General features: G+C 33.5%; 18 protein-coding genes. 10 read left to right on the plus strand and 8 right to left on the minus strand.

What is annotated here, in order from left to right; translation table 11 throughout:
* Nucleotides 1-73 precede the first annotated feature (73 nt).
* Nucleotides 74-748: an SAM-dependent methyltransferase gene (locus OQ292_RS06910; protein ID WP_284685321.1), complete on the plus strand. Its 675-nt coding sequence runs from the start codon at nt 74-76 to the stop codon at nt 746-748.
* A 5-nt stretch (nt 749-753) separates the two neighbouring features.
* Here the strand turns inward: OQ292_RS06910 and OQ292_RS06915 are convergent, their stop codons facing one another.
* Nucleotides 754-1,386 (minus strand): histidine phosphatase family protein, encoded by a 633-nt coding sequence (locus tag OQ292_RS06915; RefSeq protein ID WP_284685322.1) that lies wholly within the window; start codon nt 1,384-1,386, stop codon nt 754-756.
* A gap of 129 nt (nt 1,387-1,515) precedes the next feature.
* On the opposite strand from OQ292_RS06915, the gene OQ292_RS06920 reads away from it, so the two are divergent.
* Complete coding sequence (locus tag OQ292_RS06920; protein WP_284685323.1) at nt 1,516-1,938, plus strand: hotdog fold thioesterase; 423 nt, start codon at nt 1,516-1,518, stop codon at nt 1,936-1,938.
* Nucleotides 1,939-1,967: 29 nt separating this feature from the next.
* Here the strand turns inward: OQ292_RS06920 and OQ292_RS06925 are convergent, their stop codons facing one another.
* A complete protein-coding gene (locus tag OQ292_RS06925) occupies nt 1,968-3,764 on the minus strand; it encodes an acyl-CoA dehydrogenase family protein (RefSeq protein WP_284685324.1) in 1,797 nt (598 codons plus the stop codon).
* 165 nt (nt 3,765-3,929) lie between these two features.
* A complete protein-coding gene (locus OQ292_RS06930) occupies nt 3,930-5,678 on the minus strand; it encodes an OmpA family protein (RefSeq protein WP_284685325.1) in 1,749 nt (582 codons plus the stop codon).
* A 250-nt stretch (nt 5,679-5,928) separates the two neighbouring features.
* Here OQ292_RS06930 and OQ292_RS06935 point away from each other — a divergent pair, with 250 nt between their 5' ends.
* Complete coding sequence (locus tag OQ292_RS06935; protein ID WP_284685326.1) at nt 5,929-6,630, plus strand: lipoprotein signal peptidase; 702 nt, start codon at nt 5,929-5,931, stop codon at nt 6,628-6,630.
* On the opposite strand, the gene OQ292_RS06940 is transcribed toward OQ292_RS06935, so the two are convergent.
* A complete protein-coding gene (locus OQ292_RS06940) occupies nt 6,614-7,918 on the minus strand; it encodes a PDZ domain-containing protein (RefSeq protein WP_284685327.1) in 1,305 nt (434 codons plus the stop codon). The two genes, OQ292_RS06935 and OQ292_RS06940, sit on opposite strands and share 17 nt — an antisense overlap.
* A 256-nt stretch (nt 7,919-8,174) precedes the next feature.
* On the opposite strand from OQ292_RS06940, the gene trmD reads away from it, so the two are divergent.
* The 6 genes from trmD to OQ292_RS06970 all read left to right on the plus strand — a co-directional run bounded on the left by trmD (nt 8,175) and on the right by OQ292_RS06970 (nt 15,911).
* Entirely contained in the window at nt 8,175-8,873 is a 699-nt protein-coding gene (gene trmD / locus OQ292_RS06945; RefSeq protein WP_284685328.1) for a tRNA (guanosine(37)-N1)-methyltransferase TrmD, read from the plus strand.
* 125 nt (nt 8,874-8,998) lie between these two features.
* Nucleotides 8,999-10,471, plus strand: a complete 1,473-nt coding sequence (locus OQ292_RS06950; protein WP_284685329.1) for a nicotinate phosphoribosyltransferase — start codon at nt 8,999-9,001, stop codon at nt 10,469-10,471.
* Nucleotides 10,472-10,716: 245 nt separating this feature from the next.
* Nucleotides 10,717-13,335, plus strand: coding sequence for a DNA translocase FtsK (locus tag OQ292_RS06955; RefSeq protein ID WP_284685330.1), 2,619 nt, complete (start codon nt 10,717-10,719; stop codon nt 13,333-13,335).
* 57 nt (nt 13,336-13,392) lie between these two features.
* Nucleotides 13,393-14,043: an outer membrane lipoprotein periplasmic chaperone LolA1 gene (lolA1, locus tag OQ292_RS06960; RefSeq protein WP_284685331.1), complete on the plus strand. Its 651-nt coding sequence runs from the start codon at nt 13,393-13,395 to the stop codon at nt 14,041-14,043.
* A gap of 153 nt (nt 14,044-14,196) precedes the next feature.
* A complete protein-coding gene (locus OQ292_RS06965; RefSeq protein ID WP_284685332.1) occupies nt 14,197-14,673 on the plus strand; it encodes a T9SS type A sorting domain-containing protein in 477 nt (158 codons plus the stop codon).
* 14 nt (nt 14,674-14,687) lie between these two features.
* Complete coding sequence (locus tag OQ292_RS06970; RefSeq protein WP_284685333.1) at nt 14,688-15,911, plus strand: DUF8740 domain-containing protein; 1,224 nt, start codon at nt 14,688-14,690, stop codon at nt 15,909-15,911.
* 44 nt (nt 15,912-15,955) lie between these two features.
* Here OQ292_RS06970 and OQ292_RS06975 read toward each other — a convergent pair whose 3' ends face one another.
* From OQ292_RS06975 to OQ292_RS06990, 4 genes are all read right to left on the minus strand, one after another.
* Complete coding sequence (locus tag OQ292_RS06975; protein ID WP_284685334.1) at nt 15,956-17,272, minus strand: hypothetical protein; 1,317 nt, start codon at nt 17,270-17,272, stop codon at nt 15,956-15,958.
* 4 nt (nt 17,273-17,276) lie between these two features.
* Nucleotides 17,277-18,140 (minus strand): anti-sigma factor family protein, encoded by an 864-nt coding sequence (locus tag OQ292_RS06980; protein ID WP_284685335.1) that lies wholly within the window; start codon nt 18,138-18,140, stop codon nt 17,277-17,279.
* A complete protein-coding gene (locus tag OQ292_RS06985; RefSeq protein ID WP_284685336.1) occupies nt 18,130-18,732 on the minus strand; it encodes an RNA polymerase sigma factor in 603 nt (200 codons plus the stop codon). Before OQ292_RS06985 ends, OQ292_RS06980 begins: the two co-directional genes overlap by 11 nt.
* Nucleotides 18,733-18,913: 181 nt before the next feature.
* Entirely contained in the window at nt 18,914-22,165 is a 3,252-nt protein-coding gene (locus OQ292_RS06990; protein ID WP_284685337.1) for a TonB-dependent receptor, read from the minus strand.
* Nucleotides 22,166-22,727: 562 nt separating this feature from the next.
* On the opposite strand from OQ292_RS06990, the gene OQ292_RS06995 reads away from it, so the two are divergent.
* Nucleotides 22,728-24,164, plus strand: coding sequence for an aldehyde dehydrogenase family protein (locus OQ292_RS06995; protein WP_284685338.1), 1,437 nt, complete (start codon nt 22,728-22,730; stop codon nt 24,162-24,164).
* The last annotated feature ends 5 nt before the right edge of the window (nt 24,165-24,169 follow it).

Raw genomic sequence — 24,169 nt, forward strand, 5'->3', positions numbered from 1 at the left:
TTTAAAAGCATACAACTATCTTTGAAAATCATTAAAACCAATATCTGACTTGAAACTTTATCTCATTCCCTGCATGCTTGCTCAGGACACACAAACTTATCTACCTGAGATTATCACTAAAATTGTAAGCAATACAGAATATTATTTAGTAGAAAATGAAAGAACAGCCAGACGGTTTATTGCTTCTTTAAATACAAGCCAGAATATTAGAGACCTACACTTTTATGTATTGGATAAAAGAAGTAAGCCTCGCCAACTCAATGATATTTTTGCTAAAATACCTGATACTGCAAATATTGGTGTAATTTCAGAAGCTGGTTGCCCTGGTATTGCTGATCCGGGAGCTTTGGCTGTGTCTTATGCACATCAGAAAGATATAGAAGTAATTGCCTTACCGGGCCCTTCATCTATATTTTTGGCACTCATGTCATCAGGTTTTTCCGGACAACAATTTACCTTTCATGGATATATTCCATTAAAAAATCCTCAGCGAAGTGGCTTCCTCCAAAAAATATCTGAAAAGGTGATTAAAAAGGGAGAAACTCAGATATTTATGGAAACTCCATACCGAAACGATCAACTTTTTAAAGACTTGCTAACTGGCTTACATCCTGACATGCAGTTATGCATAGCTGCAAACCTCACAGCTCCTGATCAATTTGTTAAAACACTTTCTGTAAAACAGTGGAAAAAACAGAAACTTGATATCAATAAAAAACCTGCGATATTTTTAATCGGTGCTGCTTAAAACATTTATGCTAATTGTGGTAATTTCTTCAAATGTGTTACATCACATTCTTTCTCAATGGAGAATTTACCATTTTCATAATTTAAAAGATAAAGACATAAGTTAGAGTGAATAAATCTATCCATATTTTTTAACTCAATATCAAGTAAAAGACATAATAAGATTCTAATTGCTCTACCATGCATACAAACCAGTACATTTTCTTCCTGATCGTTTGCTAATATATATCTCCATGCATCACGCTGGCGCTCTTGTACTTCTAATGGACTTTCTCCACCATATACTTTTTGAGTATAATCACCATTTGTCCATCCGATAAGCATATTAGCATATTGCTCATTATCTTCTTCGGTAATTTGGCGGCCTTCTTTATGTCCCCAACTAATTTCGTTAAGCCCATAAAGTTGTTGCCATGGCAATTCACTTTTAATAAACTGTTCAACAGACTGGTGAGTTCTTCTTAGTTTAGAAGTATAAACTTTATCAAACGGAATCTCTTTATAATACTCGTAAAAAGCTCGAGCTTGTTTTTTTCCGGTCTCATTTAGATTAGAATCTATACCTGAGCCCTGAACCATACCAAGCTTATTATATTCAGTTTCTCCGTGTCTAATTAAATAAATTTTCTTACTTTTCAATTTTCCCTTAATTTGGTAAATAACCTTTAATGCACCTGCAAATTTTCAAGCTGCAAAATTAGCTTCTTATATTGACTGCTAATAATTTTAGCCAAAAATTATTTGAAAATTAACACTAATTTTAAGTAAATGATCCCTGAAAACATTACTCCAGCTATGCTGAATACCGGTAAAAGTAATATGGTAACCCATTTGGGTATTGAGTTTACCGAAGTTGGTAAGGATTTTATCATTGCTAAGATGCCAGTTGATCAACGTACCAGACAACCATTTGGTTTACTTCACGGTGGTGCATCCGTTGTTCTGGCAGAAACATTAGGCAGTATTGCAGCAACTCTTTGTGTCGATCAGGAGAAGTATGTTTGTGTTGGCCTTGATATAAATGCAAACCATATACGCAGTGTTAAAGAGGGCTTTGTGTATGGAAAAACAACTCCCTTACATATTGGCAGAAGCACTCATGTTTGGCAAATTCAAATTACTAATGAAGAAGATAAATTAGTTTGCACAAGCCGAATAACGATGGCAGTTATATCAAAACCAAATAAGTAAGATGCTATAACCTTAATAGATAGACATTCTTAAAAATGTCTATCTTCTACATATAATGTGAGCCTATCATCGTCACACAATCTCTGAGATAATACTATGGTATTAGGCAACTCATACTCATAGTAATAATAGAGTGTGTATATTTTACCTTCGTAAAAAGCTTTATCTGAATCTTTCAATTTTGTTGTCAGCTTTTCAGAAGCTTTTATACCAATCTTTAGCCATTGCCACGCAATAGAGATTGTACCCAAAAGCTCCAAATACAAAGTAGCATCAGCTAACATAGCTTCGGCTCCCTCATGCCTAAAAGTTTTGTGTAATACTTTAGTTGTATTTTCTAAAAGCTGTAGTTTTTGTTTTAGGCTAACTGCATAATTACTCAACAATTCATATTCTCTGGCTTGCTCAATGGTAACCTTTATTTCTTCAAGTAAATACTGATATCCTTTGCTTTGCTCAAGCCAAATTTTTCTTCCTAACAAATCTATCGCATGTATACCCGTAGTTCCCTCGTGAATTGGATGGATCCTCGCCTCTCTATAAAACTGCTCTACAGGAAAGTCTTTACAATAACCATATCCACCGTGTATTTGTAAAGCAGCACTTGTTGTAAGACAGCCCTTTTCTGATGGATAAGACTTGGCAATGGGAGTTAATAAATCTAGTAATAAAGATGCTTTTTCGTACTCTTCTCCTTCTGCCACTTTCAAAATATCAGTATAGTAAGCGCATTGCATTAAAAGAGACAATGAACCTTCTACAATTGACTTTTGGAATAATAGCATTCTTTTAATATCAGCATGCTTTAATATATCAACTTGCTCTTCTTCTATTTGTTTGTTTGCTACAGATCTACCTTGTTTTCTCTCTTTAGCATACTCTAAAGAAGCATGATAGGCAGCAGATGCAATTGAAGTCGCATTTAAACCAACACCTATTCGCGCCTCATTCATCAGCTGAAACATATAAAGCAATCCTTTGTTTTCTTCACCTACCAGATAAGCCCTACAATCTTCATTTTCACCTAACATTAAATGTACAATGGGAGCACCTATGTAACCCATTTTATGGAATACACCCACCGTTTTCACATCATTACTGATAAGTTTACCCTCTTCCAATCTCTTTTTAGGCACAACAAATAATGAAATGCCTTTCACACCTTTTGGAGCTCCCTCAGTTCGAGCTAACATCAGATGTACAATATTTTCTACTCCGTTGTGATCTCCTGCCGAAATGAAAATCTTCTGCCCTTTTAGTAAAAAAAAGTCAGAGGAAGTTGCATAAGCTGTTGTGGTAATATCACTTAGCGAACTACCAGCTTCTGGCTCGGTTAACGCCATGGTACCTTGCCAACTACCTTCCAGCATTTTAGGTATAAACTGTTCTTTGAGTGCTTGAGATCCAAAAGCTCTGATTAAATTAGCTGCTCCAGTAGTTAAATAAGAGTATACACTTCCTGAGTAATTTGCTGCACTAAAAATGAATGAAGCTGCAAATGAAAGCATATGTGGCAATTGCTGCCCCTCATCTTTAAAAGGAAATACTGCTGAAAGCCAACCTCCTTCAGCAAAAGCATTTATTATATCTTTAACCTTTTCATGAACCACTACCTCTCCTTCTTTTAAATAAGGTTCATTTCTATCCATTTCTTCAAGATATGGCTTTAAATGCTTTTCTGATAATTCCTCAGCAGCATCAATTACCATTTCTAATGTTTCTCTGTTATGCTCTTCATAATAAGAATATTCACAGAGTTGATCAACCTTAAATAATTCAAATAATAAGAATTTCAGGTGTTGCTTATCATAAAATTTTTTGGCCATTGATATAATTTTGATTGGAGTTAATTTTACGTGTAAACTGTTACATTATTACCAAATTCCAAATAGAAACAGCCCAATTAAGTAATTAGCAGCTCTTTTTTTATGTTTTTTCAAATAAAAAAGCTGACCTAAGCCAGCTTTCTTCAAAATCTTTATCCCATTTTTCTAATATAACCTTATATCAATCCACTTATTTTTTTCAATACTTTCTACATCTGAAAGTGGTTTTGTATCACCATAACCTTTGTATGATATTCTATCAGAAGGCACACCTATTTCTATCAAATAATCATAGACAGCTTTTGCTTCCGCTTCTGTTCTATCATTATGATATGTGTATTTTAATTGAAAAGGTTGATTAGAACTCTCCAAAACTTGCGTTGTATCAACTTTATTTACATTCACAAACACCATAGAAGAATCTGGCTTTTGCACCATCACCATACTATCTATACCCACTTTGTTATTGGTGTAAATATCAGTATCGGATGAAAGTGTATTATCTACCGAAAGCTCCAAATTATTTTCAATAAGTATAGTATCAATAACTACTTCAGTAAGATCAGGGTCAGATTGAATAGAATCAGATTTATACTCTGCCAAATGAGCACCTATTTCTAGATTTATATCTGGATTATTCTTTAATAACAGTGATAGCCTTTTTAACTCAAAAACCGATGCTTCGTGGATGTTTGATGTATATGGCTCAAATAAAATATTAGTAGCAGTAAAGGTTGTTCCTACTTTTACTGGCTTTAATTTTAACTCTACATTCTTATATTCAGATTCTTCTTGATACCTAAGATCGACAAGCTCTGAGTAAAAAATAATACTTTTATCTATCGTATTGACTGATAGGTCGTACATTTCTCCACTTTTTAAGAGCACATAAAATTCACCCGTATTTTGTGGAGCTTTTACTGCCCTTACCATTTTTTGTGTCTCAACATCAAAAACTTGTATATAAGCTTCTTCAGGGTTTCCTGTAACTTCATTTAATATTTTTCCATTTATCTGAAATATTTTGAGTGGCTGAAACTCATCTGGAATTTTCGCCATTATGATCTTGTCTTTGTCTTTATACTTCATTGAGAAATAAATTACATCTCCTTTTGCGTTAAGACTCACATATCGATCGTCAGCTTCTGAGTTTAAAAAACTCAATGCAACTGGCTCAGTCCAACCTTCATCCTCTTTTCTGGTAAGATAAAGGTCATATCCACCTTGTCCACCAGATTTATTCGAGCTAAAATATAAGCTTTCATTATCTGGTAAAATACGTGGACTCACTGCATTACCAGAATTAATATTAGCAGGTAAGGCTACCGGTTCTCCCCAAAAAGTTCTGTTTTTCTTTTCTGAAACATAAAGCGTGCAGTTTTCAGCATTATTCATACTCATCTTTTCACAGCGCATAAAATATAAATACTTACCATCTGGCGACAAAGAAGGGTCACCTTCATGTGCATCACTATTTAAGGGTTTACCTAAATTTTCAGGCTGGCTCCACGAGTTTCCATTTTTTCTTACCATCCAAATATCGTAACCACCTATTCCACCAGATTTTAAAGTGGTAAAAAATAGCATAGAGCCATCGTAACTTATGCTATAGCCTCTTAAATGGTTTATCTCAAAAGAATTATCAATTACAGAAATTACTTCTGGGTCAGTCCATCTCTCTGAACCAGTTCTTTTGGAATACATCATATTTAACCTCTTGCTCGATACCTGATCTGATAAAAACACCAAATGGTTACCATCGCCACTTATACTTGGAGCCAACTGATTTAAAAATGGCACATTTATGTTTCTGGGTAAGAGCTTTTTGGCCGTTACTTGTGACCAGACTTGAGGAGCTAAACAAATGAAAAAACACCCTAGATAAAAAAAGCAAATCTTTTTAAGAATTGACATAATATATGCTTAAACAAAAAATATATTTTTTAATTGAATTAATAAATGTGATTATTGTTACTGGAAGTGTTTTAATGAAGTAGATTGTTTTCTCTATTCGAGTTAGGATTTTTTAAAGCAATTTGAAATTATTTATATTTTTACGCAAATATTATGCGTGTATTACTATCACAATATTATTTAAGTACCGAATATAACCAGATGTTTTATTAAAGTAGTGTCCATAATTACTTGAACTAAATTTTACATAATGCAATATTTCAGGTTTTATCTGATTTCAATTCTTATTATAATTCTCGACCAGGCAACAAAGCTGTTAGTTCATTTCAACATGGAATTGGGTTACAGCGGCCAGATAGCTGTACTTGGAGATTGGTTTAAGTTATATTACGTATTAAACCCTGGAATAGCCTTCGGTATTAATTTCGAAAGCGAATACAGCAAATTCCTGCTTACTTTATTTAGAATATTTGCCAGTGTTGGTATTGGATACTATCTATTTCTAAAAATAAAAGAAAAAGCCCATCCTGGTTTTCTTGTTTGTTTAGCCTTAATTCTTGCTGGTGCAGTTGGTAATGTGGTTGATAGTATTTTCTATGGCGTTTTTCTAGAAAACAATGCTATAGATGGAGCCTTTACACCTTGGTTCCACGGACAAGTAATTGATATGCTCTATTTCCCTCTTATTGAAGGTGTAATACCAGAGTGGGTACCTGGAGGTTTTGGAGGTGATCCTTTCTTATTCTTCAGTGCAATATTTAATGTTGCCGATTCATCTATTTTCATCGGTGTAGTTACCATCATGATTTTTCAGAAAACATTCCTTCCTAAAAAAGACGAAGAAGAGAATGAAAAGAAAGAGGATAAAACCGTAGATGATGATAGCATTCTAGAAGAAGAATCTAGTTTAGAAGAAGACAAGAAAGAAGAACCGTTTAATCCTGAGAAATAACTAATTTATCGTTCAACAAAAATTCTGCTTTAATGTATTTGTTATAGCGCTGAACGAAAATTTTAACTTTTCTTCCTGTTCGGTTTTGTAAGATGTCTATTACTTCGTTTAGAGTAAACTGAGTAACGTTTACACCATTTATCATAATAATCTGGTCACCTTTGGTTAAGCCTGCTTCTTTTGCAGGCGAATCTTCTCTTATTTTTGAAATCTCGTAAATTGGAACTCCTGGTACTGGTGTAGTAATTTCTATACCACTTACATTGTAGTGGAAAGGCTTTTTATATAACCTGTTTGGCTTAAGCATCATGTAGTTTCTTTTATAGTTAAAAACTACTTTAAACCGCTTTAATATTTCTGAGCCTATACTTCCATTTCTATCGCTAGATTCTACTGCACGTTTAATACCTTCCATTTCAGGAAAAGTTGCCACCAGTTCATCAAACTTATATTTACCAAGTTGGAATTTCTCTACTCTGGCAATATCACCATAAATATCACCACTTAAACCTGCACCTAAAAAAGACCTAATACTTGCTGTAGGCACATTTATCTCATCATGGGTAATGGAATAAAGTGAAATAGCATGGCTAGCACCAGAATCAACTAATAATTTTAAATCAATAGGCGCACCATCTTTCTGAGTAATTTTACCATTTAAATATGGCTTAGACTTTTCTATACTAATCGGAATTACTCCCTTCAACTTTTTTCCTTTAGAAAGCCTTTTATCTATTCTTCTATTATATCGATTAGGATCATGTAAAATCAACCTTTCTTTCACATAATTAACCTCTACTACAAAATTTCTAAAAACATCGTAGCCAATAAGCCCATGCACGAAAGTACCCATGCTTGAAGAGAGATGAAAAACATCTTCTAGTAAGAATAAAACTTCGTGATTATAACCTACAGCTCCGGGTAATGAAAGTGTATTGCCTGTAGAATAAAGTGCCTTTATAGATTCCCCTTCTCCCAAACCGCTTAAATCCATCTCTTTGGTGTAGTTTAAAGAAAGTGATTCTCCATTAGGCAAGCCTGTAATAATTGTAGTACTTACACCCGTATCCAACACAAACTGAAGCGTATCGGAATTATTAATGCGTATTGGAATTAATATGAGGTTGTGAATCATTTTAAATGGAATAGAAATAGGCTTTTTCGATTTTTTGATAATATCAAAATTGCCTATCAGCTCCTGAGCATTCACTTGAATACTAGTAACTGCAATCCAAATAGTTAACACCAGTTTATAAATACCTCTATATGTTAGTTTTTTTAATTTCACCTAATGTAAATTTTATTAAGATCAGAATAGCAAAGAAAAACAACTGTATTTCTGATAGATCGATCAAACAGTGATTGATTGATATGGTTAAAATATCAGGTGTATGCTGTGTTCATTTTCATATATTGTCTGGATTAATTTAAAAAATTATTAGCAATTTCTATTAACCTTCATCTTAAAATAGTATAAAATCCAATTAAAGCATTCATTACCATATTTCAAATTATCATTTACTTTTGAGGAAAATATTGAGGATATGCGGATAGATATTATTACGTGCCTGCCTAAATTACTGGAAAGTCCATTTAACCAGTCAATTCTTCACAGGGCTCAAACAAAAGGTTTGGTTGAAGTTAAGATTCATGATTTGAGAGATTATGCAATCAACAAACATCAACAGGTAGATGATTATGCTTATGGTGTAGGTGCAGGAATGGTTTTAATGATTGAACCACTAGATAAATGTATTTCTAACCTGCAAAAAGAAAGAGATTACGATGAGATAATATTCATGACTCCCGATGGAGAAACTTTTGATCAACGTAGTGCGAACACTCTTTCTCTTATGAAAAACATCATTATAATTTGTGGTCATTATAAAGGAATTGACGAAAGAGTTAGAGAGCATTTTGTTACTAAAGAAATTAGCATTGGCGATTATGTGCTTTCTGGTGGTGAGTTAGCAGCAGCAGTAGTGTCTGATGCTATTATTCGACTAGTACCGGGAGTACTTTCTGATGAAACCTCTGCATTGACAGATTCATTTCAGGATGGCTTGCTAGCACCTCCAGTATATTCACGACCGGCAGACTATAAAGGAATGAAAGTTCCCGATGTTTTACTCTCTGGAAACGACGCAAAAATAGAAGAATGGAGACTCGAAAAAGCAATGGAAAGAACAAAACAGAGACGACCTGATTTGTATAAAAAGCTGTTCCCAGATAAAAAAGATTGATTTAATCTTAAAGAATTAACAAATACATCAAAATAATATAGAAAATAACTCAATATAATTCTATATAGAATCCTCAAAACAAGTGTTTTTGAGCAGCAATAACCTTTTTTTGATAAAATAAACCTATGCATTTAAATAAAGACCTTTATAAATCTTCTTTGGCTCTGCTAACAGATTTATATCAAATTACAATGGCTTATGGCTATTGGAAAAGTGGCACTACAGAAAAAGAAGCAGTTTTCAATTTATATTTTAGAAAAAATCCATTCCAAGGTGGTTATGCTATAGCTTGTGGTCTTGATTATGTGATTGATTATCTGGAAAGTTTCAGGTTCGATAAAAGCGATCTTGATTATCTAGCTACAATCAAAGGTAATGATGGTAATCAACTATTTGATACAGCTTTTTTAGATTATCTAGCTGAAATGCGTTTCTCTTGCGATATCGATGCTGTACCAGAAGGAACAGTTATTTTTCCCAACGAGCCGTTGGTAAGAATTAAAGGCCCTTTGTTTCAATGCCAAATGATTGAAACACCTTTATTAAACATTATCAACTTTCAAACACTTGTAGCAACTAAAGCATCTAGACTACACATAGCAGCTAAGGGTGATCCTGTACTTGAATTTGGTATGCGCCGTGCACAAGGTATAGATGGTTCGCTAGCTGCATCAAGAGCTGCATATATCGGAGGTTGTAGTGCTACATCAAATGTTTTAGCTGGTAAATTATTTGGCATTCCGGTAAAAGGAACCCATGCCCATAGTTGGATTATGTCTTTCGACTCAGAAGACGAGGCTTTTGATAGATATGCAGAAGCAATGCCGAATAACTGTATTTTTCTAGTAGATACTTACAATACCATAGAAGGTATTAAAAAAGCCATTGAAACGGGTAAAAAGTTAAGAGCCAAAGGATTTGAAATGGCGGGTATCAGGTTAGACTCTGGTGACTTGGCTTATTTAAGTATAGAAGCAAGAAAACTACTTGACGAAGGGGGGTTCCCTAATGCAACGGTAGTTGCCAGTAACGATTTGGATGAGCACATTATCGCCAGTTTGAAAAACCAACAGGATGCAAAAGTAAATGTATGGGGTGTTGGTACTAAACTCGCTACAGCATACGATCAACCTGCTTTGGGTGGTGTTTACAAAATTTCTGCAATTAGAAATGATAATGGCGAATGGGATTACAAAGTAAAAATCTCTGAACAAGCCATTAAAACATCGAATCCGGGGATTCAGCAAGTGAAGAGATATTATAACAATGGAGAAATGATTGCTGATATGATTTACAATGAAGCGAATAAACCAGTAGGTGAACCAGTAATTATAGATCCAATGGATGCTACCAGAAGGAAAAAAATTCCAGATGGTACAACTTGCAAAGAGCTTTTAGTCCCTGTATTTAAGAAAGGAGAAAATATTTACGAAAAGCCTCAAATTAACCATATTAAGGAGTTTGTTCAACAAGAGCTTAAAACACTACACAGAAGTATTAAAAGGTTTGCAAACCCTCACCAATACCCTGTAGGTCTAGAAAAATCTCTATTCGACCTTAAAAACGAACTCATTTTGAAATTCAGAGGTAATGCCTAGTATAGGGTAATTATTAATTGCAATGAACTTTTCACGAAAAAAGATTAGTTCATTGCAAACAATTAGACTACAAATTTTTTAAGTAAATTTGATCTTTGCCCTTTAAAAGAGATATTTTTGTATATTTTCTATAGAAAAAAATTAAAAGGGCTAAAATCATTTACATTATTCTCTCAATTTGTAATAGTTTTTTTATAGCTTATAATAAGTGAGAATAAAATTTATACTCCGTCAAAATTTTTTAAATGGCGACCAAAAGAAACTCCTACAGAAGAAATAGCAACAAACGACAAAAGGGAAGTAGTACAAGCAGGGAAAAAACTAAAAGAGCAAAATCGGAATCCTCTTCTACGGGTTTTAATTTTGATCTCAGTTTTTTAGAAGATAAAAGATTTAAAACCAGTGCAGGTCTTTTGTTATTGGTGTTTTCATTATTCCTTTTTCTCTCTCTTGTATCATACATCTTTACAGGTCAGGCAGATCAAAGTGTAATTGAATCTACTGGCTTTGGCGAATTTATAATTTCTGGTAAAGAAGTTCGAAACTGGCTTGGGCTTGCCGGAGCAGCTTTATCACATTTATTTATATATGAATGGTTTGGTATTGCATCGATTCTAATTGTACCTCCCCTATTCGCATATGGATATGAAATTGTATTTCATAAAAACCTAATTCCAGTTGGCAAGACATTCAAAATAGTAATATTTTTTATGTTCTGGATCAGCTTGTTGTTGGGGTATATTGTTCAAAAATCTGCCGAACCTGGCTCACTTAACTTCCTTTGTGGTGGTATTGGTTTAAGAGCAGCCGAAGTATTCGATAGCTTAGTAGGTTGGGGAACTATGTTTTTTCTTATCTTTTCTATGGGTGTATTCATTATTTACTTCCTCAGAAAAGAGATGTTTACCAACATGCAGGCTGCAACTGAAAGCTTTAGAGAAAGAACTTCTTCTATTCTCAACAGAGGTCAGGATGACGAAGATTTCGAAGATGATGAGGAAGAAGAAGATCAACCTCAAAAATCAACAGCTGTTTCTAAGTCTAATGATATAGAAATAACAATTGAAGAAGACGATGATGAGGAAGAAGAGTTTCCAAGACCGAGCAGAAACTTATCTGTAAAAAGAAGAAGAGAGCTTCCTCAAAGTAATGAAGTAACAGAAGAAGAGGATGAAAATATTGTTCCAAGTGGAAAAACGTTACCACTTTCTGTACAACCATCTCAAATAGAAGCTCCCAAAGAAGATAAGAATCAACAAGAGCCATCTTTTAGTGTAGAAGATACGACTAAGTTTAATGAGAAAACTGTCGATTCTTCAAATAAGAAACCTGGTGAACAACTTGCAATCGAAGACCTCGATTTGTTTGATCCTACACTTGATTTATCTCATTACGAATACCCACATCTAGATTTACTAAACCCGACAAGCACTGGTAAAGTAAAAGTTACAACTGAAGAATTACAGTCTAACAAAGATAAAATTGTTGAAACACTCAGCAATTTTAAAATTAGCATTTCTTCCATTAGAGCTACAATTGGCCCTACTGTAACCTTGTATGAGATTGTTCCTGAAGCAGGTATTAAGATTTCGAGAATTAAAAACCTTGAAGATGATATCGCTCTAAGTCTTGCAGCACTTGGCATAAGAATTATTGCTCCAATTCCAGGAAAAGGTACAATTGGTATTGAGGTACCAAATAAAAATAGAGAAATGGTAGGTATACGCTCTGTACTTTCTACAGAGAAGTTTATGAATAGCAGTAAGGAACTTCCGATTGCTCTTGGTAAAACCATTTCGAACGAAGTTTTTGTAACAGATTTAGCTAAAATGCCTCACTTACTTATGGCTGGTGCAACTGGTCAAGGTAAATCTGTAGGCCTTAATGTTATTTTAGCTTCACTCATATTTAAAAAGCACCCTGCCGAACTAAAATTTGTTTTGGTAGACCCTAAAAAAGTAGAACTTACGCTCTTTAATACAATTGAGCAACATTTTCTGGCAGCTTTGCCAAACGAAGACGAGTCTATTGTAACTGATACACGTAAAGTAGTAAATGTATTAAATTCTTTATGTGTTGAAATGGATATGAGATACAACTTGTTAAAAGATGCAGGTTGTAGAAATATTAAAGAATACAATAAGAAATTTAGAAACAGACGACTTAATCCAGAGAAAGGGCATAAATTTTTACCATACATCGTGTTGGTAATTGATGAGTTAGCAGATTTGATGATGACAGCCGGTAAAGAGGTAGAATTACCTATTGCCAGATTAGCTCAATTGGCACGTGCAATCGGAATTCATTTAATAATTGCAACTCAAAGACCATCTGTTGATGTTATTACTGGTATAATAAAAGCCAACTTTCCGGCGAGGTTATCTTTTAAGGTATCATCTAAAATAGATTCAAGAACTATTCTTGATACAGGTGGAGCAGATCAACTTGTTGGTATGGGAGATATGCTTTTATCAAATAGTTCTGATATTATCAGATTACAATGTGCCTTTGTAGATACCGAAGAAGTAGAAAATATTTGTAGCTTTGTCGGTAATCAACAAGGTTATAGCACAGCATATCTGCTACCAGAGGTTGAAACAGAAGACAAAGATCCTACAAAAGTAGACCTCAAAAACAGAGATGCATTGTTTAATGATGCTGCCCGATTGATAGTTGCACATCAGCAAGGAAGTACTTCTTTAGTGCAAAGAAAGCTTAGCTTGGGTTACAATAGGGCAGGTAGAATTATAGATCAATTAGAAGCTGCTGGCATTGTTGGTCCTTTTGAAGGTAGCAAAGCAAGGCAGGTTATGGTTGTAAATTTGGAAGAATTAGAATTAATTCTGAGAAGTCTAGACCAATAATAAATAACGTTTTAAAATAAATAACGTATAAGCTAATCTGAAACACAATTTTTAGCTATGAAGCACAAAATTCAAATAATAATTGCTTTAGCTGTATTTTTTTGCAGCGCAAACTTAATGGCACAATACGATCCAAAAGCAAAAAGCATTCTTGATGCAATGAGTGAGAAATACAAACTCATTCCTGCTTTTAAAGCCAACTTCAGTTACAAAATAGAAAGTACCGATGATGATGTATCTGAAAATGTAAAAGGCAACATCATTGTGAAAAAAAACAAGTATAAAATTAACCTTGGTTCACAAGCAGTTTATAACAACGAAGAGAATGTTTGGGTGTATTTGAAAGAAACCAATGAGGTTACTATTTCAGAATATGAGCCAGATCCAGAAGACTTATCTCCTACTGAAATTCCAAATATGTATAAAGAAGGTTTCAAATACAGATTTGTAGAAGAAAAGAAAATCGACGGAGATACTTATGAAGTAGTAGAGTTAAATCCTGAAGATACTGAGTTAGGTTATTTTAAAATTGAGCTTACAATTCATAAGCAAAACAAAACCTTAAACAGTTGGAAGTTTTTCTATAAAAATGGAAGACAGTACACTTATTTCATCAACGATTTTCAACCAGATAACAAAATTAGCGACAATGCATTTGTCTTTAATGTAGCAGATTATCCTGGAGTAGATGTAGTAGATTTGAGATAATCATAAAAAGAAATTAAAAAAAACGCCCAATTCGATATCGAATTGGGCGTTTTTTTTATTGATAAAAAGTACTTCTGAATAAATGTTAATAAAACCTATCAATATTAGTTAACTAAATTCTGCTAATTACTTTAGGTAAAAAATCCTTTTTTAATGAAACAAGCTCTGCTACTTATTTTCTTCTTTACCTCATTCAATTTAAGTTTTTCACAAATTAATAGTATCTATAGGATTTCTTCTATTGGTCATATCTACTCAAATGATTCAGTAAATATTTCATCCTTTTCTGGAGCTGCTATGGAAACTTCTTTTGCTTCTAGTGAAGTAAGTGTTTCTCCTTTTCAGGTAACCAATAGTGCTAGTGAGATAACAGCATTACAAGATCAGACTGAAAAAGACAAATATCAAGTATATCCAAATCCCTTTTCAGAAAAACTATTTATCGAATCTCCAAGTAATAATTCGGTTTTAGAATTATATACTAATACAGGTATTTTAATACTAAGTCAAAACATTTTGAAAGATGAAAACCTATTTAAAGTTTCTAATTTAAAAAATGGAATTTATCTCATTAAGATTCTTGATCAACAAGGAATTGTTATAAAATCACAAAAGCTAATTAAAAATTAAATACTATATAATATATGTATAAGTCTTTAATCACACTAGTATTAACACTCATATACTTTAATTGCTATTCACAAATTCCTCAAGGTATAAGCTATCAAGGAGTAGCTACAGATAGACATGGTAATGCACTTACAGAGCAAGATATTTCTTTAAGAATTACTATTCTTAATAGTTCACCTCAAGGAGATATAGATTACTCTGAAAGTCACTTAGTTAAAACAAACACATTTGGACTATTTAATGTAGTTATCGGACAGGGTACTTCAGAAGTAAACTCTTTCGAGAATATTAGTTGGACAAGTAATGAGAAATTTCTACAAATAGAAATCGATATAAGAGGAGGAAGTAATTACCAATTACTCGGTGTCACACAATTTCTTACTGTACCATTTGCTTTCTATGCTTTAAAAACAGCAGATTCTTTAGCAGCTGGAGAAGGAATCAATTTAGAAAACGGATATATAATTAATAGCTCACCAGATCAAGAGATCTCATTAACAGGTACTGGTGGTACGGAAATTTCTGGTGAATATCCTGAGTTTACGATTTTCACACCTGAAGCTGTAGAAATTGCAGATACATCTTCCACAAATGAATTACAAGAATTAAGCTTTGAAGATAATACACTTTCTATTAGTAATGGGAACAGTATTAAGTTTACTAATACTCCTCCTTGGTACCTGAACCAAGAAACAAATGATGTATATGTTGACAACAATAATGTAGCAATTGGGACAAATACTTCAGATTATTTACTTTCAATAGAAGGTAATACCACGGGTTTAGCTGATGATAGGACACTACTTAACCTTCGAAATAACTCAACTGATTTTGGTTCGATGGCACGTATTACTATGCGAGCAGGAGCGAGTGGAAATCATCTAAGACTCCTACACATCTCAAGTTCTTATGCACAAAGTAGATATAGTGATTTTGGACAAGTTGTTTCAAATGGCTCAGGCTTAGTGTTAGGAGCTTTTAACTCAAAAGGAGTTATTAAATTTGAAACTGGTTCTGATGGAGAATTTCCTTATGAAAGAATGAGGATTGATAATACTGGTAATGTTGGTATTGGTACAGAGCAACCAAAAGCTAAATTAGAAGTTACTGATGGGGATATTTATATTAATGATGTAAATAAAGGAATCATCATGAAAAGCCCTAATGGAAATTGTTTTAGACTTACTATTGATAATAATGGCGAATTTGTAAAAGTACAAATAGCTTGTCCTAACTAATTACTGCGAAAAGTGCCTTGATTCAGAATCAAGGCACTTTTTTATCACTCTCTCCAATTAAAAAGAAAATTATTTCGGTGACTTCTTTCGCTTGCTTTGCCTTCTTCTTTCACATTAATCTTGTCAATTGCATCATCTAGATCAATTTTTCTTGAATCGTAGGCATCTAATACAGATTGCTCAATCGAAAGTTTAATTGTAGCAGGCATTTCACATTCGAAGCAGAAAGGCATATCGGCTTCAACAATTAACAACTCACCCTTTTCCAGTTTCCTTAATGTTCTGCCATATTCTACGATATTTTTTTTGAGCTCATCAATAAAATCAGGATATATCTCGCTCACCTTTGCATCTCTTTCATCTTTCCAATCTTCTTCAATTTCATCCTCGTCTTCCTCTTCATCATTATTTCTATTACGAGTATTTCTATAAAATTTTCTAGACTGACCATCATCTAATACAACTGGATAACCCAATGAAATATGGTAAACAACTCCTAGACCACTAAGCACCTGAAATTTAACATTATTTTCTTCGTGGAAACTTAAAACTGCTAAATCATCATCTCCCGGATAAAATGTATTTTCGTTAGTTGAAGAAAGTAAACTTTCAAAAATCTTCGCAAGAATCCCATACTCTAGCATTTCATCATCTTTACTTTCTCCTTTAATCACTTTTACTTTTACCATCGACCAAAAGGCTTCTTCAGATAAGTTTTTCTGTTTAAATTTTATAAGATCAGACTTTAAAACCTCTGCCGAAATTTGTCTTAATTTTTCTGCTTTCACATTTCCTGTAAAATAGCTTGATGAACTATTTACCCCATTCCAAAGTACATAAGATTCTTTTTTAGCGTCTTCAGCATAATACAGTATAATCTTTTCATTTTCGGGTAGATCACGAGCTAAATCTCCATAATTCACCAAAAACATTTTCATGATTTTTTGTATCTTCTCTACTTTTTCACTTTGATATTTATTAGTAGCCGAATCTATTTGTACCGTCGAAGTTACACTACCACTACCTGTTACAACTGTATTACTGTTAGAATTAAATACAATTCTTTGACTCTGCCCAAGGTCAGTAGCAATGGCCACATCGCCAACACCTATATAAGTATTTGATCTTAGAACAGGTAATCGCATAATTATTCCATAATTTTCGATATAAGAAGCACTTGCTTTTGCACTTCTAGACCTACTGTTACTTTCAGATTCTCTGTTAATTAACTCAGTAAGAATTTCTTCCATCACTTTTAAATCTTTCGACATATCTGCATTCTGTGCAAATAGTTTGTTTTGAGAAACAAGTAAAAAGATCAAAAGCAAAGCCTTAAAAAGCCTATCATACACCTTATTCATATCTTTATTTTTTATTAAAATTTTTAGTTTCACTTTCTTTGTTCCATTCATTAATTAGCTTGGCTAATATGATATTTGTCTCTTCTTGTTGAGCCTGTGTATCAGTTTTTAGCTTGTTTAAAGCATAGCTTACCAATTGCAGATCGCTTTTTCTTTTTTCTTCAACAAACTCTGCAAATTCCCTTATAAGCTCTTCATTATATTTCTGTTGGCCTTCAGAAGTTTTTGAGATTAACAATGTGGTATTTTTGAAGTTCTCTTCATTAATTTTCCACATGAGTTTTTCTACTTCTTCAGGTGTTAGATACAGTCTTTGCTGATTTTGCACCTGTACATTTTGCTGGCTCACAAGTTCTTGAAACTCACTTTTAATATTTGTATAGCCTAAATAAAGACTATCTTCTAATTGAGCCACTCGTTCTTTTAAAGCCCGATTCATTAAATCTTTTTGTTTTGCAATTTCCTCCTCTAGTGCATCTTTCTGCTTTTTAATCTCAGCTTGCTGCACCTTGTTATAATTTTTATTGAAGCTGATGCGTAGCTCTCCATCTCCCATTTCAATCTCTAAATTCCACCAAGCTGCTGCAACAAGTATAACTAGAAGAGCAGCAGCAACACTTGCCCATTTCCGCCAGAAAGCATCTTTAGATTGGTTATTAAAACTACTTAAAACATTTAGGATTAATGGTTCTGTAGGTTCTTGAACAGATGCCTTATTAAGAAAATTTCTAGTTTCAAGCATGGCATTTACCTCTGCTTTAAGCGCCGGATCTTTATCAAACTGTTGTTCAAACTGCAATTTTTCATCTTCGTTCATCTCTCCATAGAGATAATCGATTATGGTTGATTTATCTATATTAGAGTTCATAGTAAAAATTTTCTTTTTTAATATTCCATTTATCAAAAATTTCTTTTAAGTGCTTTAGCCCATAATACATTCTGGATTTCACTGTATTTTCAGACAATTGAAGGATTTCGGCAATCTCTTTAAATTTGAGGCATTCATATTCTTTCATAATTACCACTGTCCGCTGCTCTTCGGGTAATTTTTTTAGTGCCTTTATTACTAACTTATTTATTTCTGCTTCTTCAATCAGATGTTCAGGCCCCTTTTCACTAGTTTTTATATCAGTAAAAATCTCTTCATCAACTTGCTTTTTAAAGCTTACAAAAGGTAAAACCCATTTTCTTTTTTGCTTTCTAACTTCTTCTTTGCAATAGTTTGTAGCAATTTGGTAAATCCAGGCTTTAAAAAATTGAGCATCTCTTAGTTTTTCTAAATGATGATGAAGTGAAATAAATGTTTTTTGGGTTACTTCCATTGCTAGATCGTGCTCTCCAAAAAACTTGAAAGAATAGTTGTAAATTCTTGTATACCACAGTTTCACCAACTTATTAAAAGCTGTATTATCTCCTTTTTTTGCATGTTCTACCAATTCCTCGATGGATAATGTATTCACTTTGACAGGATTGTAGCGTAAATTTTATATTCAATTTACTCTGTGATGAACTGAGTTGAAAAAAAGTTTTAAAAGGAGGGAAATTTTTTTCAAAAAAAAAGAGAAGCAAAATGCTTCTCTTTTAAGTGAGTGATTGATTGTTGTAGTTTAAATAATTGATCAGTAGTACTAACTAAATTAGTTAAAAACTATATCTTAAACCAAGCTGTGCAGACCATCTTGCACTGTATATACCTGATTGGATAATGTCATAAGGTGTACCTGGGTCGTTGAATGTAAATGAAGGTTGTTCTGTATCTCCCACAAATCCTTCAAAGTTAATCAGTTGGTACTGATTGTCACTTACAAAATACCTTCTTCCCCAGTTTTTATTGATAAGGTTCGTGAAGTTAAATATATCAAACGAAACTTGCAAGGTATGCTTCATTCCATTGCCTCCTGTAATGTAAAAATCTTGTAAAATTTTTAAATCTATGATATTTTCGAATGGAGTTCTAGACATATTTCTTTCAGCGTAATCTCCTCTTCTACTGCTTAGGTATTCATCATTAGCAATAAAAGCATCTAATTCTGCCCATTGTTGTGCTGCAGTTTTTACTACATTACCATCAACAACTTGGTCTATTAATAAAATTTCGCCTTGATTTTCAGGAACATAAACTAAGTTAGTAGCAGAACCACCATTAGACTCATTAGTTAATGTTCCTTCATCATTATATACATAAGAATAAGGCTGACCAGACTGACCATTATAGAAAAGTGAAATAGTAGTTGCAAAATGATCTAAATACTCTTTTTTGTAAGAGACAAAACCAATTACCCTTGAGCCTACATCAAAGAATGATCTTGAAAGTGACGCATTATTTTTACCATTTACACTTTGAATACTTTCCCAGTTTTCGTCATTAATAAAACCAGTACCATCAAATAAAGACTCTGCTCTTGTGTATGAATATGCTAAACTAGCTGTTAATCCATTTTCGAAAGGCTTCATGATAGAAGCAGTAAAATTCCATGTATACCCCTCGTTTGTGTTGTCAACAAGGGTAATGTTTTCGTAAGTACCATCTACCGCATCTGTATAATCAAATATAGGTCTATTATCTGCTCCCTCTAAAGTACCAATTGCTGGTTTTACGTTTACACTTTTTACATCAATGTTATTCATTGTTTTAGTGTAAAGGAATTCCACACTACCAACTAAACCAGCAGGTAATTTTTGATCAACTGCGATACTTGAACGGAATACTTGAGGATATTTAAAGTCTTCAATAAATAAATCCACATCACCAGCAGGGCTAGTAGGAGAATATAAGTTTGCTTTCCATTCTTCTGGAGTTCCTAAAACTGGTACACCGCCACTTACAACAAAGTTACTGTTTAGACCATTTCTGATGTACATACCTCCTGGCCAAACCCAAGGCACACGGCTAGAGAAGATACCAATACCACCTCTTAATTGAGTTGATTTGTCGTGGCTAACATCCCAGTTAAAACCAACTCTTGGGCTCCAAAGTAATTGAGTATTCGGAGTGTTACTTGCTCTTGCACCTTTAAGATCGTAGTATTCTTCGATAAGAGGCACTGTATTTTCATTAAAATCTGTATTAATTAATGGAGGATCTTCGAGGAAGATAGGAACGTCTACTCTAATACCAGCAGTTAGTTTAAAATGCTCAGTAAACTGAATCTCATCTTGTGCATAGAATGCCATTTGTAATGCCTTAAATGTAGGACCAAGGTTTGTAGCAGCATCGCCTAGTCTAATTTCGTCTTGACCTTCGGCTAATTGCTCATGTCCAAAAAGCACTAAATCTGCATCATCACCATTCATAAATCTTTCTCTACCATTAAAGAAATACTGGTAACGAGGAGTTGAGAAGATAGTGAAAAGGTTTTGAATTTTAAAGAACTCGTTGTGAGTACCGAATGTAAATGTGTGCTTTCCTTTGTATAGGTTGAAGTTATTTGTTAAAGTGAAAACATCTTGATTTACAATATTAGAATATGAGAAGTTATCTGTACCAATTGTAATTGAAGCACCATTACCATCATCTAAAATAATTTGAGGGAAAGGATCACCCAACACATCTCTATCGTCTCTTACTGTAGTTACACCAAATATTAAGCTGTTTGATGCATTACTACCAAATGAGCTTTTTAATTCAGCAGCAAAAGAGTTCGTAGTTGAAGGGAAGATGTAACCAACATTTTCAAAAATAACACTGGTATTATTTGGACGAGGGAAGATTTTAGTATCACCTTTTACATAACTATGTCTTACAGAAAGTTTGTGGCTATCGTTAATATTCCAGTCTAACTTAGCCAAAATCTTAGTTCCATCTGTAGTTTCTGCATTATTTAAGAAACCACCTGGCTCGTAGTTATATGTATTTCTAACAAAATTTGCTAACTCTTCAATTTCTGCAACTGAAGAATTACCTACATAATTACCAGATATAAACGGCTTTGGCTCTTCATTTCTTTGGAACTCAACATTAGTAAAGAAGAAGAGTTTGTTTTTAATAATTGGCCCGCCAAGTCTAGCACCATATGTTTTTACATTAAAATCTGCTAGTTTTTCTCTAGTAGCATCTGGGTCATCAGTAGGAGTTTTTCCAGATAAATTCTGATTTCTAAAATAATAGTATACAGAACCTTCAAATTCATTTGTACCACTACGAGTTACCGCATTAATACCACCACCAGCAAAACCACCTAATGTAACATCGTAAGGAGCAAGTACAACTTGTATCTGCTCAATTGCATCTGGGCTAATTGGAGAAATACCAGCCTGACCACCATTAGTACCTGAGTTAGCCAAACCAAATACGTCATTATTTACAGCTCCATCTATAAAGATTGCATTAAAACGGTTATTTACACCTGCAAAAGAGATAGCACCTTCGTTTGTTGCAGCAGAGCTAGAAACATTAGCTTGAGGAGTAAGACGAGTATAATCGTTAAGACCTCGCTCTACTGTTGGGATTTCACTGATCGTTTTCTTACTTACAAATGTTTCAGCACCAGTTTTGTTTCCATCAAACACATCGCCAGGAGCTGCTAAAACTTCTATTTCATCAAGTTGTTGAGCAGATTCTGAAAGCTCAACACTTAACTGGTAAGTTTGACCTAGAGTAAGATAAATTCCTTCTTTCTTTATTTCTTGGTAACCAACAAAGTTTATCTGTACGGTATATGGCCCACCTACACTCATATTGTTGATAGTGAAAATACCTTCTGAGTTGGTAACAGTTCCAAATCTAGAACCTGTTGGAGTATGCGTTGCTAAAACAGTTGCACCAGGTAAGGGGCCTTCTTCAGCAACGACAGTTCCAGTCATTCTGGATGATGTAGTTCCCTGCGAGAATGCTTCCATCTGTAAAAATGACAAGCAAACTGCAATTAACAGAACTTGTAAACTTCTAATCATAAATGCACTAATTTGAATGGAAAATCTATAAAAATTAAAAAATGGGTGTACGCGCTAATACTCTAAAATTTTATAGAAATTTGTTTGATTGGCTATAGGTATGTGTCAATTAATGCGACAAATATAAAAAAATCATAGTATTAAACTATTTATATATGAAGCTTTAAAAAACTTTTTATGAAGCAAAAAGCTGTTTATACATATAAATAATAGCAATTGCTATTCACAGCCTCACAATCGCTCCTTTTTTTGATGCTTTCTTTTACAGTTCTGAAAATAAAATTTTTAATTTTTTAATACTAAATCCTTTCACCTATACCCTGTTATGTTAGCTTTGCAGTCGATTTAAAAAAACATCTAATCATCAGTTTTAATAAGTAAAGCAATACTGAAAATTGTAGAAGAAATAAATAAAAAGCAGTTTTAACTGCAAACAAAAATATTTTTTCAGCTTAATTTTTTAGGCTTATAGGAGTTCCTTTTAGGGACTCCTTTTTTTTATCTTTTATCCTTAATTGATTAAATTTCAAATAAAAAAAGCCTTACACTATACCTATTAAAAATGGACGCCACTACCAATAATCTCTCGATAAACACACAAGTAAGCCAGGTTTTCTCAAAACAGCTAAATAGATATCATAAGCACCCGAATCCTAGCTATAAGGAAAGGCTTACCAACCTCAAAAAACTGGAAGCAGTTGTATTAAAATACAGAGAAGATATCCAAGAAGCCATTTATCAAGATTTTAAAAAGAACCATGTAGAATCTGATTTTCTTGAGGTTTTACCCACTGTCTTAGAAGTAAGACATGCAATTAAAAAACTCAAAAAATGGATGAAGCCTAAAAATGCAGGGATGCCACTGGCTTTGTTTGGCACTAAATCTAGAATTATTACTGAGCCTAAAGGAGTCTGTTTAATTATTGCCCCATGGAATTACCCTTTTATATTGGCTATAAGCCCACTTATTTATGCTTTAGCAGCAGGAAATAATGTTATTTTAAAACCTTCTGAAATTACCACCCACACTTCTGCACTTATGAAAAAGATGATTGCAGAAACATTTAGAGAAGAACATGTAACTGTAATTGAAGGTGATGTACAAACAGCAACAGAATTACTCGAAAAGCCTTTTAACCATATATTTTTTACTGGTAGTCCAGTTGTTGGCAAGATTGTAATGAAAGCAGCCGCCCAGCACCTTAGTTCTATAACACTTGAACTAGGAGGGAAATCACCAGTAATTATAGATGAAAGTGCCGATGTTAATGATGCAGCCGAAAAAATAACATGGGGTAAACTGATAAATAATGGACAAACCTGTATCTCACCAGATTACCTGTTAATTCATAAAGATAAAAAAGCCGAATTTGTACAAAATGTAAAAAGCAGAATTAATCAGTTTTATAACCAAGATGGAAAAGGTGTAGAAAGCTCAAATGATTATTGTCGCATCATTAATGAAAAACACTACCAAAGAGTTAGTGATTTAATTGGTGATGCACTAGATAGAGGTGCAGTACTCGAAGAAGGCGGCAATACTAATTCAGAATCTAATTATATAGCTCCTACTTTATTGAGCAATGTTACTTTAGATACGCAAATAATGGAAGACGAAATATTTGGTCCTGTTTTGCCTATTATCACTTACGACCATATCGATGAAGCCATAAAAATTATTCGATCTAAAGAAAAACCGCTATCACTCTATATTTTTAGTAAGAGCAAAAAGGCTCAAAAGTACATTCTAAAAAACACCTCAGCAGGTGGCACAGCAGTAAATGATGTAATTCTACATATTGCTCATAACGATTTGCCATTTGGCGGAGTAAACAACAGTGGCATAGGTAAATCGCATGGCAAATACGGTTATCTGGCTTTTTCTAACGAAAGAGCAGTTCTTTATCAGCGAATTGGTTTAACTAGTGCAAAACCTTTCTACCCACCTTATGACTCTAAAGTGAAAAAAATGATAGATTTGCTGCTTAAATGGTTGTAGCGAAT

The sequence above is a fragment of the Chondrinema litorale genome, from assembly GCF_026250525.1.
Taxonomy (GTDB): domain Bacteria; phylum Bacteroidota; class Bacteroidia; order Cytophagales; family Flammeovirgaceae; genus Chondrinema; species Chondrinema litorale.